This window comes from Allobosea sp. 05T422_2 (genome assembly GCF_056396265.1).
Map to the genome: position 1 here is coordinate 1 of NZ_JBFTLD010000333.1, position 11835 is coordinate 11835.

General features: G+C 61.5%; 13 protein-coding genes and 1 pseudogene. 2 read left to right on the forward strand and 12 right to left on the reverse strand.

The features are described from left to right. The first annotated feature begins 46 nt into the window (after positions 1–46). Complete coding sequence (locus AC1DJT_RS32940) at positions 47–253, forward strand: cold-shock protein (RefSeq protein ID WP_476771008.1); 207 nt, start codon at positions 47–49, stop codon at positions 251–253. Between the two features lie 66 nt (positions 254–319). Here AC1DJT_RS32940 and AC1DJT_RS32945 read toward each other — a convergent pair whose 3' ends face one another. Then, on the reverse strand, positions 320–748 hold the full coding sequence (locus tag AC1DJT_RS32945) for a Ros/MucR family transcriptional regulator (RefSeq protein WP_476771007.1): 429 nt from the start codon (positions 746–748) through the stop codon (positions 320–322). A 441-nt stretch (positions 749–1189) separates the two neighbouring features. Here AC1DJT_RS32945 and AC1DJT_RS32950 point away from each other — a divergent pair, with 441 nt between their 5' ends. Beyond that, positions 1190–1855: a response regulator gene (locus AC1DJT_RS32950; protein WP_476835722.1), complete on the forward strand. Its 666-nt coding sequence runs from the start codon at positions 1190–1192 to the stop codon at positions 1853–1855. A gap of 176 nt (positions 1856–2031) precedes the next feature. Here AC1DJT_RS32950 and AC1DJT_RS32955 read toward each other — a convergent pair. From AC1DJT_RS32955 to AC1DJT_RS33005, 11 genes and pseudogenes are all read right to left on the reverse strand, one after another. Beyond that, positions 2032–2445, reverse strand: a pseudogene (locus AC1DJT_RS32955) (oxygenase MpaB family protein); the annotation flags it as partial. Then, positions 2442–2618, reverse strand: coding sequence for an oxygenase MpaB family protein (locus AC1DJT_RS32960; RefSeq protein WP_476771005.1), 177 nt, complete (start codon positions 2616–2618; stop codon positions 2442–2444). The pseudogene AC1DJT_RS32955 and the gene AC1DJT_RS32960, both read right to left, overlap by 4 nt. A 256-nt stretch (positions 2619–2874) precedes the next feature. Beyond that, entirely contained in the window at positions 2875–4494 is a 1620-nt protein-coding gene (tnpC, locus tag AC1DJT_RS32965; protein WP_476835726.1) for an IS66 family transposase, read from the reverse strand. 92 nt (positions 4495–4586) lie between these two features. Next, positions 4587–4934 carry an IS66 family insertion sequence element accessory protein TnpB gene (gene tnpB, locus AC1DJT_RS32970; protein WP_441493345.1) on the reverse strand — a complete coding sequence of 116 codons (348 nt, stop codon included), beginning with the start codon at positions 4932–4934 and terminating at the stop codon, positions 4587–4589. Continuing rightward, entirely contained in the window at positions 4931–5311 is a 381-nt protein-coding gene (gene tnpA / locus AC1DJT_RS32975) for an IS66-like element accessory protein TnpA (RefSeq protein WP_476768580.1), read from the reverse strand. Before tnpA ends, tnpB begins: the two co-directional genes overlap by 4 nt. Positions 5312–5525: 214 nt before the next feature. After that, a complete protein-coding gene (locus AC1DJT_RS32980) occupies positions 5526–6455 on the reverse strand; it encodes a dihydrodipicolinate synthase family protein (RefSeq protein WP_441492564.1) in 930 nt (309 codons plus the stop codon). Between the two features lie 26 nt (positions 6456–6481). Next, positions 6482–7480 (reverse strand): ABC transporter ATP-binding protein, encoded by a 999-nt coding sequence (locus AC1DJT_RS32985; RefSeq protein WP_476835723.1) that lies wholly within the window; start codon positions 7478–7480, stop codon positions 6482–6484. Continuing rightward, positions 7477–9168: an ABC transporter permease subunit gene (locus AC1DJT_RS32990; protein WP_476835724.1), complete on the reverse strand. Its 1692-nt coding sequence runs from the start codon at positions 9166–9168 to the stop codon at positions 7477–7479. Before AC1DJT_RS32990 ends, AC1DJT_RS32985 begins: the two co-directional genes overlap by 4 nt. A 5-nt stretch (positions 9169–9173) precedes the next feature. After that, positions 9174–10304: a M24 family metallopeptidase gene (locus AC1DJT_RS32995; RefSeq protein ID WP_441492567.1), complete on the reverse strand. Its 1131-nt coding sequence runs from the start codon at positions 10302–10304 to the stop codon at positions 9174–9176. A 2-nt stretch (positions 10305–10306) separates the two neighbouring features. Beyond that, positions 10307–11344, reverse strand: coding sequence for an ABC transporter substrate-binding protein (locus AC1DJT_RS33000; RefSeq protein ID WP_441492568.1), 1038 nt, complete (start codon positions 11342–11344; stop codon positions 10307–10309). Between the two features lie 28 nt (positions 11345–11372). Next, on the reverse strand, positions 11373–11835 hold a 463-nt coding region (locus AC1DJT_RS33005), incomplete at its 5' end, for a type 1 glutamine amidotransferase (protein ID WP_476835725.1).

The following is an 11835-nucleotide window of genomic DNA, read 5'->3' on the forward strand; positions in this document are numbered from 1 at the left end:
ACCCTACGCTTTGGTGGGACGCGTCACTAAAGCTATGGAAACCAATATGGCGACTGGAACGGTCAAGTGGTATAACGAAACCAAGGGTTATGGGTTCATTACGCCGGATGCCGGAGGTAAAGATGTCTTCGTCCATGCAACGGCCTTGGAGCGGGCTGGTCTTCGAGGGTTAGCAGAAGGTCAGAAGATTACGTATGACGTTGAAGCGGACCGCCGCAGTGGCAAAGAATCTGCGGCTAATCTTAAGGTCTGAGATATCAAGCCGCCCACATCAGTGGGCGGATTTTCTTTTGACGAATCGTCCAATTTCTAAGGGCCATCATGCAGCCCGCGAGCGCATCCGCCTTTGCTGACCAAGGCCCATCTTCTTGGCAAGTTGCGACCGAGCCTCGGCATAGACTGGGGCTACCATCGGATAGTCCGGGGAAAGGCCCCACATCTTCCGATAGTCGTCGGGAGTAAGATTGTAAGCCGTCCGCAGATGACGCTTGAGACTCTTGAACCTCCGTCCATCATTCAGGCAGATCAGATAATCTGGCGCGATTGATTTCTTTATTGAAACGGCGGGCTCGCGCTTCTCTTCAACGGGAGCGGCAACCTCAGGCGACACCAGCTTCCCTAGCGATTGGTGGACCTTCGCGATCAAGTCCGGCAGTTCAGTTGCGGGCACCGAGTTGTGACTTACGAAAGCCGAAACAATATCCGATGTTAATTCGACGAAATTCGGAGTTCCAGTGTCCTGATCCATGTCTGGTATCCTTCACGCTAAATTTCTGAGCTCTCCACTCGCGTTCTGAGTGACTACGAAAACGAAGAACGATTACGATACATCTCGTGTCGCTAGGTCATAAATTCAATACAGCGATCGGTTCATATTTGCCTTGGGATCAGTCCGAAGTATGGMGGGCTGCTGAGCCGAGACACGCTAGAGGCTTCTGCCCGGAAACTCGCACGGTACACTCGACCGCAGCAGGCAAAACACGAACTCAACGGCTCGGGGCTTCACATCGAGAGCCTTGGACGCCATTCGCTCAGGCTCCGGAAACGCGAATTACACGAATGTCCTAGAGTTAGATCTGATGTTAAGTGATGCCTTTAGAGATATTTCGATTTTCGAAGCATTTACAAAAAGCGGTGGCTACGCAAACATCCGGGTCGGCCTGGGGAGGTAGTACGGGGTTCTAAAACCATGCCGGAGCGTTTGATTGCTATCGTCGACGATCATCCACTGCTGATGGAGGGTATTGGTGCGCTGCTGAAGCGTTGGGGCGGTTTCACCCTCGCCGCGACAGGAAATGTCGCGGACGACATCGTGTCGATCGCCAAAAGCCACCACCCCGATCAGATGATTGTCGATCTCAACATGGCGGGAGATGTTTTTCAGGCAATCTCAGATGCGTTGAAGTTCGCTCCCGAGACGAAGATCATTGTGTTCACAGCCTCGACAAATGCGGATGATGCAATCAGGGCCTTGGATATTGGGGCCAGGGGCTATGTCCTGAAGGGGAGCCCCGGAGAGGATCTCTTCCAGGCTCTAGGGGCGACGCAGCAGGGCGATGTGTATGTTACACCAGCCTTTGCAACCAAGGTAATTGGTGCCTTGCAGGATAAGGCTCTGCAACGACAGAAKGCGATCAGCAACAGACTAAGCGTTCGGGAGGAGCAGATCGTAAAATTGCTCCTACTCGGGAAGAAGAACAGCGAGATCGCCCATGAGTTGTCGCTCAGCGATAAGACCGTCAAGGGCTACATGACCAATTTGATGGCGAAGCTGAACGCCCGCAATCGTCTTGAGGTCGTCATTACGGCTCAGAAGCTGAATGCTGCAGCAGATATTCCGGGCACAAGACGATAGGAAACGTGGCGTCCATGTTGCCGCCAGCGGCTGGATTTGGCGTCACGGTTGCTTGCGAGAATGCGCCATGGCCGACTTGGCCCCTGCTTCAAAGCCCACGCCTTTTGTGATGGCGTGCGCCAGATCGGAGCCAAGGCTCTTCACAGCAAGGACTAACCAAAAAGGGCAATCCAGCCCTAACGATATAGGAAGTAGGGATCGCGGCCCATTCGAATTGAAGCCTGCACTGGAGGTGCAGCGACAATGGGGGTTCGATCGGCAATTCGCCCTACCAGTTTGATGAATCTAAGCTGGAGGTGTGTGAGGCGACGGTGATCCAGTTCCAACGTCTCGCGCAGTTTCGGGGGAATAAGCTCGAAAGAGGCACGGATCATGATGCGTTGTATCGGACGCAAAGGCCTCGCGATGAGCGGCGCGTGCATCATTAAAGCCAGGAATTCTTCAATGACATCCGCGTGCGTCAGCGTGGGCTCGACCTCCGCAAGCATCACGCGCCACGCCTCAAGCGATGCGGGAGCTCCGTTGGCGCCGTAGAGCCGGGCGGCCTCKGCTCCTTCGGTGAAAGCGCGTGAGGAGTCTTCGGGCGTTAGCTGCGCGACAAAGCTGCTGCGCCTGTTCTTCTAAGGCGCTTCACGGGGTCGATGCGGAATGAGCTGTGCCCCCATACCCCCGCTCGTACGGATGGCTCGGCTAATTCGAGGATGACCGCAGCAATGCCTCCTATGAAAAGCGAAACCGGATTCTTGAAAACGCGCCAGGTCACGGAGTCAGGCGAAACGAGCCCAGCCGCTCCGGCAGGCTTAGAGTAATCGAAGGCGAGTTCGGGGTAACCATGCGGCGTAGGCCGCAGTACGGCTATTTCGGGTCGTCCGATCTTGTGAGCAGGTGAGGATTGGCTTTGTAGATTTCGGCGAGGCCTTTGAGCGTCTCGATGCCGAAGTCTGTGAACGCCATGACGCTGTCATCGCCTGGCCCGGCAATGGTATGGACATGGTGGACCTTGTTAACCGGGGCCAATGTCAGGCCGCCGCCGCAGCGATGGCGGATGCTTTGGGCATCCAGTTCCAGGGCAGCAAGTCGTCGATCCGATGAGCTGGATGCGTGGCGATCCTGGCCAGAACGTCGGCGAGCCAGGCCTGAGGATCGACGTCGTTCATCTTGGCCGTGACGATGAGGCTGTACATGGCGGCAGCGCGTTGACCTCCCCGGTCTGACCCGCAGAACATCCATGATTTTCTTCCAAGAGCGATGCCGCGCAGCGCGCGCTCGGCTGCATTGTTCGACAAACACACCCGCCCGTCATCCAGGAACAGGGTGAAGGCTGCCCAGCGCTTGAGGATATAATCGATGGCCCTGGCGAGGTCGTGGCCGCGGGAGAGCTTGGCRCGCTGTTCGCGCATGTAGACCGCAAGCGCATCGACAAGCGGCTTGCTCAGGTCCTGGCGAACTGTCCSGCGCTCCWGCGCAYTCTTGCCGTTGATCGGCCGCTCGATCTCGAACAGGGCGTCGAYGCGGCGCACGACCTCGAYCGCWAKGGGAGAGAGGGCGATCGTCTTCTTGCCCGCAGCCTGCCGCCGGGCGTTCTCCTCAAGATCRGCCATGGCGAAGAACGGGCGCCTGGCGTGAACCCAGCACCCTGCTTCCAGGATCCGCCCGGGACTTCGCTCAGGCAGATAGAGCTGGCGATACCCATCGAAGGCGTCGGCCTGGAAYAGCCCGGYATATCCGGCCAGATGGGYTTGSGGATGCTCGCCCTTGCGGTCGCGGGAGTAATAGAACATCGCCGCCGGCGGCGATGCCCCACCGAACGGCCTGTCATCGCGGACGTAGACCCAACATCGTCCMGTATCGGTCTTGCCTTTGGCCAGAACCGGCACGGTGGTGTCATCGCCRTGCAGGCGTTCAGCCGCCATGACATGCGCTTCAACCCGCCTCAGAACCGGGTCGAGTGCCGCGCAGCCCGACCCCACGGCGTCGGCCATGGTCGAGAGGCTGACCGGTACGCCTTCCAGGGCATAGCGCTCGGCCTGTCGGTTCAAGGGCTGATGCTGGCCGAACTTCTCGAACAGGATCATCGCCAGCAGGTTGGCGCCGGCCCATCCCCTGGGGATCACGTGGAAGGGGCCCGGCGCCTGGCTGACCTTCTCGCAATCCCGGCAGGTGAACTTCTCCCGCACGGTTTCGATCACCTTCCATTGGCGGGGGACCGCTTCCAGAGTCCGGGTTACATCCTCGCCCAGCTTGCGCAGTCGGGTTCCGCCACAGCAGTCGCATGCCGTCGGAGGATCGATCACCACACGCTCGCGCGGCAGGTGATCGGGGAAGGTGTTCCGTTCGGGGCGCTTGCGGGTGAACCCTGCCACAACCGTGGCCTTGGCCACGGCAATTTCCGCAGCCRGCTCATCCTCGGTGGCACTCGCTTCCAGTTCCTCGAACTGCAGCGCCAACTGGTCGATGAGCCGTTGCGACCGTTCGGAGCGAGGGCCGTAGATCTGCCGCTCCAGCTTGGCGATCCGCAACTTTTGATGGGCGATCAAGGCCAGATCTTCGGACGCCTTCGCGCGCGCCACCGCCAGGTCCGCGGCCACGTCCCGCGTCTTCGCGCGCTCGATCGTCAGCGCCGCTTTCAGCGYGTTGATATCGTCCGGCAGGTCGGCAAGAGCGGCGTCCACGACAAGAAGTGAATCATGAATCCCACCCGCTGACTCCTAAAAAATGAAGCGTCCCGACCTTATCCGGCGCTGCTTGGCCGCCAGCTGTGCCGCGGGTTCCGCCAGTCGATACCGTCGAGCATATAGGCCAGCTGCGACGCCGAGATTGCGACCACGCCGTCGGCCGGCGACGGCCAGATAAAGCGGCCCTTCTCCAGCCGCTTCGCATAGAGCGACATGCCCAGGCCGTCGTGCCAAAGGATCTTGATCAGATCGCCCCTGGCGCCTCTGAAGACGTACAAATCGCCAGCGTGCGGGTCCCGGCCCAGCGCCTCCTGAACCTGAAGCGCCAGCCCCGTCATCCCCCGGCGCATGTCGGTCCGGCCGACCGACAACCACACCCGCACGTTCGACGGAACCGGGATCATCGCCGCCCAATGACAGCGACCACGCGGGCCAAGGCTGCAYCATCGACGCTCGCATCGACGAGGATGCGCACGTCGTCAATGATGATTTCCATACGTCCGGCTCCAGCCGAACAAGCCGACCGCTCCAGCGCCGCAGCCGCCTCCGGGACAATGATCGCCGCCGCGAAGCCTGGCTCGTCTATCTCCGATAGGCGGCCTGCACGGGCCAGCTTGCGCCAGGCGAAAAGCTGGCTGCTCGACAGTCCATGCCGCCGAGCCGTCGAAGATGCCGCTCGGTGACCAGAATAACTCTCCGCGACGATCCGGAGCTTCTCTTCCGGCGTCCACCGCCGCCGCGACCCCGTCGTGATCACTTCAAGCCGAGAGAGCTTCGGCATAGGCGTATGACTATCCATACGCCTATTTCTTCACTCAGCACGCGCCACCGCAAGGCGGCCCACGCCGAAGGGCTACGCATTGGACCTCTCGGGTGGACGTCACATCCCAGCAGAACCCGCCTTCAGTTCAACCGTTCCCACATAGGTCCAGAGGGGGCACGGTTTGAGCCGCAGTTGAAATCTCGCAAATTGGCGGAGAAACGCGACTCCAGGCTCAGCTATTCGCTCTGGGGTCGGTTTTTGCCACGCGTTCTAGTAGGTAGTCGACCTCTGCCTTCGCGGCGGCTGTGATGGTGGAGCCCGGCTTACGCTGCGCGTCATGGCTGAGGATGCCGCGCTTCATCATCGTGTATTTGCGGACGGCCAAGCCCGCGCCTTGCTGCTGCTCGTAGCGCAGCAGCGGCATATGCGTGTCGAAGAGATCGTGCGCGGCGTCGCGATTGCCCGCCTTCTGAAGCGTCACGACGTCGATCAGTAATTCGGGGAAGGCATAACCCGTCATCGCGCCGTCGGCGCCGCGCTCCATCTCGAAATCGAGGAACATTCCACCATTGCCAGTGAGGATCGAGAGATCGCGCAGTGAGCCTTCCTTCTGAAACCTGCGTAGCGTCGATATCTTCTCCAGACCCGGCCAGTCCTCGTGTTTCAGCATCACGCAGGAGGGGTTGTCCATGACGATCTTGCGGATCACGGCCGGCGTCATGATCACCGACAGGGCCAACGGAAAGTCCTGGATGACGAAGGGGATTTCGGAGCCGATCGCCTCGACCGCCTGAGCATAATAGCCGGTAATCTGATCATCGGTCCTCAGCGACGATGGCGGGGCGATCATCACCCCGGCCGCGCCGAGTTCCATCGACTGGCGCGCCAGCGTGCGCATGGCGGCAAAACCTGGCGCGGAGACGCCGACAATGACCGGCTTGCCCGGCATGTTCCTGACTGCCGCCTTGACGATGCCAAGCGATTCATCGGGCTCAAGCTTTGGTGCTTCGCCCATCATCCCGAGCACCGTCGTCCCATCAGCGCCTATCGTGTCGTAGAAGGAGAATAAACTGTCGACCGAGGCCCAATCCACCGCTCCATCGGGCAGGAACGGCGTGGGTGCGATCGGGTAGACGCCGGAGGCGCTGGCAGTAAGGAGCATTTTGAAGTTCTCTTCGTTATTCGCGATCAGGCAGAGGCGATGTTCATGACGTCGCCGCGCAGGTACCCGAATGACACGGTCGCACCGGGCTGCAGGGCAGCGATTTCGTCGGACGCGTCAACCAAGGCTGCGACCTCGAAGCCTTCGCGTTCGAGCATGACGCGGAAGCCGCGCCCGATGAAATTGACCGATCCGACGCGAGCCTGGAGGCTCTGGTCGCATCTGGCCGCCTCGGTTCCGACGCAGACTTTTTCGGGGCGGATGGCGATCTGACGCCCTTCGACGGCGATGAAGTTGCATTCGCCGAGGAAGCCGGCGACGAAGCGGTTGGCCGGCCTGTCGTACAATTCCCGGGGCGTGCCCGCTTGCACGATCCGCCCCTTGTCCATCAGCGCGATACGGTCGGAGAGGAAGAGCGCTTCCTCCTGATCATGCGTGACATAGACCACTGTGGCGCCGACGGCAGCATGCAGCCGCTTCAGCTCGATMTGGATMGACTGCCGTAGGTTCTTGTCGAGAGCCCCCAGCGGCTCATCCATCAGGAGGATATCGGGACTAATTACCAGCGCCCTGGCCAGGGCAACGCGCTGCTGCTGTCCGCCGGAAAGCTGGCGGGGCAACCGCTCGCCATAGGCGCTCAGATCGACCAGTGACAGCGCCTCGGAGACGCGTGCGTCGACATCCCGCTTCGAGACCTGCCGCATCTCGAGGCCGAAGGCGACGTTGCGGCGCACACTCATATGCGGGAAGAGCGCATAATTCTGGAACACCATGCCGATATTGCGCTTCGATACCGGCACTGGGCCAATGTCGGAACCGCCGACCAGGATCTGGCCGGCATCGTAAGTCTCGAAACCGGCGATGGTCTTCAATAGCGTCGTCTTGCCCGAGCCGGAAGCCCCCAGCAGCGTGCAGAATTCACCGGCGGCGATCTCCAGGGAGACGCCGTCAAGCGCGAGGGTCGTGCCGTAACTCTTGCCGAGCGAGCGGATCGAGACGGCTTTTCCTAAAGCGGAGATGCTCATGATGTCTTGCGCTTCGAAACGAGGAGATTGATGCCGAGCACCAGCACCGTGACCAGGATGATCAGGCAGGAGGCGGCGATGATCGTCGGATCGATCTCGTGAGCGACGCCTTCATACATCAGCTTCGGGAGCGTACGGCTGCGGATATTGGTCAGGAATAGCGCGATCACGACGTCGTCGAATGAGGTGATGAAGGCGAAGATTGCACCTGCCGCGATCCCCGGCGCGATCCCCGGAAGCATCACGCGGCGGAACATTGAAACCCAGGAGGCCCCGAGGCCCAGCGCCGCCAGTTCAAGATTCTGGTCAAAGGATTTCAGCGCGGCGCGCACAGTGATGAAGACATAGGGCGTCGCGAGTACGACGTGGCCAAGCGTGACCGCCCAGATCGAACCGACGAGTCCCGTCGGCGCGAGCAGGTAATAAAGACCGACGGCCAGGATGATGACCGGCACGATCATCGGCAGGATAAAGAGGGTCTCGACCGTGCTGCGCCAACGCGGCTTCATGCGTGACACGCCCAGCGCGGCAAGCGTCCCCAGTGTGACAGAGATTACGACGACGAGTGCGGCGATCTGAAGCGAGCGCGTTAGCGCCGCGACCCATTTGCTCGTGTTGAAGAAGCTCTCGTACCAGACGAGGCTGTAGTTCTCGGGCGGAAAGCTGAGGAAGGGCGAGGAGCCCAGGCTCATCGGAAAGACGATGACGATGGGAGCGATCAAAAAGGCGCCGATTAGCCCCGCACAAAGGATGGCGAGCCAGCCGCCAGGCGAGCGGCCGCGCGAGGTTACGGTGAAGGGCTCCCCGGCCTTTCCGCCACCGCCCTCAATCAGCCGCTCTAGCCCAAAGAAGCGCTGGAACAGGGCAAGCATCGTGATKGTCGCGACCAGCAGTACGCTGGCGAGTGCCGCGGCGAAGGGCCAGTTCAGGTCGGTGTTGATGTTGGTCGCGATCATTTGCGCGACCATGGTCTGGCCCGGGCCGCCMATCAAAGCGGGCGTCAGATAGAAGCCGATTGCGTTCATGAAGACGATCATCGCTCCCGCGACCACGCCAGGCGCCGTCAATGGCAGAATGATGCGACGAAAGATGGTGAAGGGCCCTGCGCCGAGGCCTTCGGCGGCTTGGACTGTCGAAAGTTCGAGATTGCGGAAGGCTGCATAGAGCGGCAGCACGATGAAYGGCATGAGCACATGAGTCATCCCAATCAGCACGCCAGATAGATTGTAGATGAAGGCGATCGGCGTGGAAGTCAGGCCGGCGCCCATCAGGAGCTTGTTTATCACCCCATTGCTCTGAAGCAGGATGATCCAGGCCGTCGTGCGCACCAGAGCACTCGTCCAGAACGGCAACAGCACGAGCAGCATCAACAGGGCGCGCATGCGCGGCCCGACCGTCGCCATGACATAGGCGAGCGGATAGCTGGCCAGGACCGCCAGCACCGTCACGAGCCCGGCGATGCCAAGCGTCGTGGCGAGCACTGAACGATAGACCGGAACCTCGACCATTCGTCGGAAATGCGCGAGCGTGAAGCCGGCCTCGCCGAAGGCGAGCTTAAGCAGCGACAGCACCGGAACGGCGAATAGCACCGCTAGCACGATGGCGAAGGGCAAAAGCCCGAGCCAGACCGGGAAGCCTCGTCCCGCCACGGCGGGACGCCGTGCCGATGCGGATGCAAATGTCGCCATGCCGGTCACGCCACGAAGAGCTGACGCGGAAAGTTGGTCAACCGCTCGCAGCCCTCCGCCGTGATGGTGATGGTCTCGGACATGCCGAAGCCCTTCGCCAGCACATAGGTGTGGAAGGTCATGCCGGGCGCGAAGTGCCAGCTCGCGGTCGGCTCTGCCTCCAGCGGTTCTCCCCCGTTTGGCTGCAGCATCAGACCGACGGAATAGAACGTCTTGTTGGTATAGGTTTCGCGTAGACCGGCTGACAGCACGCCCTCGCGATAGATCGAATCCGGCACTGTCGCGGCAACACCAGGCTTCACGGCATCTATCGCCGCATCCTGAATTGCGATCAGCCTGGCAACGATGGCGTGCTCCTCGTCGGTGGCCGAGGCGACCTTGATCGGACGCATGAAGCGCGCATGGTAGTGGCGCACATTCGGCGTCGTCTCAAGCTGGACGATGTCGCCGGTCGCGAGCACGCGGTCGGAATAGCCACCATGCAGGTGATAAGCGCGCTCGCCGGACGACAGGACGCCTGGTCCGGGTAGGTCGCTGCCAGCGCGGATCATCGCGGCGCAGATTTCGGCCGCCATCTCGCGCTCTGTCGCGCCGGCCTTGGCCGAGGCGATGCCCGCCGCCATGCCGGCTTCGGCCGCGTTCCCGGCCGCGCGCTGATACGCGATCTCAGCGGGCGACTTGATGAAGCGCATCGCGGTGGTGAAGCGCGAGGCGTCACTCCAGATTGTCTCAGGCAGTGCGGCGCGCAAGGCATCGTAGCGCGAGACACTAAGGGTCCACGCTTGCATCTCGACGGCGAGCTTTGCCTTGGCGCCAACCGCCTCAGTGATCGCGCGTGCCGCGACCGCAATTCGGTCGTCGGAGTCCGTCCACATGACCCGCTTCGGGAACACGCAGGTCGCGTCGAGATAATATTCCTCGACATCGCGGCAGAACAGCACGGGATCGCCGTTGAGCGGGATGACGGCGAACTGAAAACTCGAATAGCCGCGCGTGAAGAAGCCGGTGAGATAGGTCACGGTCTCAGGCAGGAAGGCTACGAAGGCGTCCTGTCCTGTCCGCGCCAGCTCGGCGCGGACTTTCTCGACCCGCGCGAGATAGTCCTCGCGCGGGAACCAGGGGGTGGCGATCGACATGGTCAATCCTTCAGCATGGTGGTGTAGGCCTCGGTCACTTTTGCGCCGTTGTCGGCCCACCACTCGATGTCGAGGAACAGCGCGTTCTTCAGCCGCTCCGGGGTAGAAGGAAGGCTCTCGGCCCGCGCGGCGGGGATAGAAGCCCAGGCCTTTTCGGTGGTCGGTCCGTAGGCGACGTATTCGGAAAGGCGGGCGTTGTTCTCGGGCTTGGCGATGTAGTTCAGGAAGGCAACGGCCTCGGCCTTGTTCGGCGCGCCCTTCGGGATCATGAAGAAGCCGACCTGCGGGATCTGCTGCTCCCAGACCATGGCGATAGGCAGCTTGGACTCGATGCCCGACTGGAAGCGGCCGTTCCAGCCCAGAGCCATCACGACCTCGCCGGAGCCCAGCGCCTGGACCGGCTGCGCGCCGCTCGCCCACCAGACAGCCACGTTGGGCTTCAGCACGCGGATTTTATCAAGAGCACGCTTAAGGCCCGCCTCGGTCGAGAGCGTCTTGTAGACATCCGCCATCGGAACGCCGTCGGCGAGCAGCGCCGCTTCGATGACGGTTTCGGGCTTGTCGGGGAGGGTCCGCTTGCCCGGGAACTTTGCCGTGTCCCAGAAGTCCGCGAAGCTCTTGGGCTGCGGGCCGCCGGCCGGGAAGGCCTTGGTCGAGAAGCCAATCAGCGTAGAGAAGATCTCCGAGGCGACGCCGTAGTCGTTGCGCGCGCCGGGGATGACGTGATCCGTATTGACCATGTCGGGTGTGATCTTTTCGAACAGACCCTGGCGGACGCCGCGCATCAACCCACCGCCGCCGGCAGTGACGATGTCCCAACTCACGGATTTAGTCTCTACCATCGCCTTGATCTTGGCGGTCTCAGGCCCGGTATCCTCTTCGACCTTGATACCGCTCTCCTTGGTGAACGGCTGGATCCAGGCCTTGCGAATTGCCTCCTGATAGGCACCGCCCCACGAAGAAAACGTCATCTCCTTGGCGCTGGCGATACCCGGGGCGAACAGCGCCAATGCTGTGGCCGCTACGATGAGCCTCTTCATAACCCTCTCCTCTTTGCAGAATGTCGGTTTAGGCGGCGGTTGCGCCGCAAAGCGCGGCGAACTTGCTGAGCATGGTCTTGGCCGGCAGGGCCTCGTCGGCGGTCGCCTTGAGATCGTCGATATCGGCGCCGTCGCGTTCCATCGTGGCCCGGCTCTGCTCGAACCAAAGCTGTGCCTGCGCCTTCGTGATCTCGGGATGGCCCTGAATGCCCCAGACCTTGCGGTCCTGATAACGCCAGATCTGATTGGGACAGAGGTCGCTCGACGCCAGAATCCGCATGTCGGGGTGGTCGGCGCGCACCTCGTCGTTGTGCCAGACGAACATGTAGACCCGCTCACCGATCTCGTCGGCGATGAGGTCGCTCTTCGCTTCCGGCGATACGTCGAGCCACTTGTTGCCGACTTCGCAGAAGGACCGGCGAAACACCTGGTCGCGCCCGCAGAGCGCCGAAGCCAGGATCTGGCTGCCGAAGCAGACCCCAAGCATCGGG

Coding starts and splice junctions, on each gene's coding strand:
- tnpB (WP_441493345.1), bottom strand. CDS start 4,934: ATGATCCCGGTTCCGTCGAACGTGCGGGTGTGGTTGTCGGTCGGCCGG.
- AC1DJT_RS32940 (WP_476771008.1), top strand. CDS start 47: ATGGCGACTGGAACGGTCAAGTGGTATAACGAAACCAAGGGTTATGGG.
- AC1DJT_RS32945 (WP_476771007.1), bottom strand. CDS start 748: ATGGATCAGGACACTGGAACTCCGAATTTCGTCGAATTAACATCGGAT.
- AC1DJT_RS32980 (WP_441492564.1), bottom strand. CDS start 6,455: ATGCTCCTTACTGCCAGCGCCTCCGGCGTCTACCCGATCGCACCCACG.
- AC1DJT_RS32995 (WP_441492567.1), bottom strand. CDS start 10,304: ATGTCGATCGCCACCCCCTGGTTCCCGCGCGAGGACTATCTCGCGCGG.
- AC1DJT_RS33000 (WP_441492568.1), bottom strand. CDS start 11,344: ATGAAGAGGCTCATCGTAGCGGCCACAGCATTGGCGCTGTTCGCCCCG.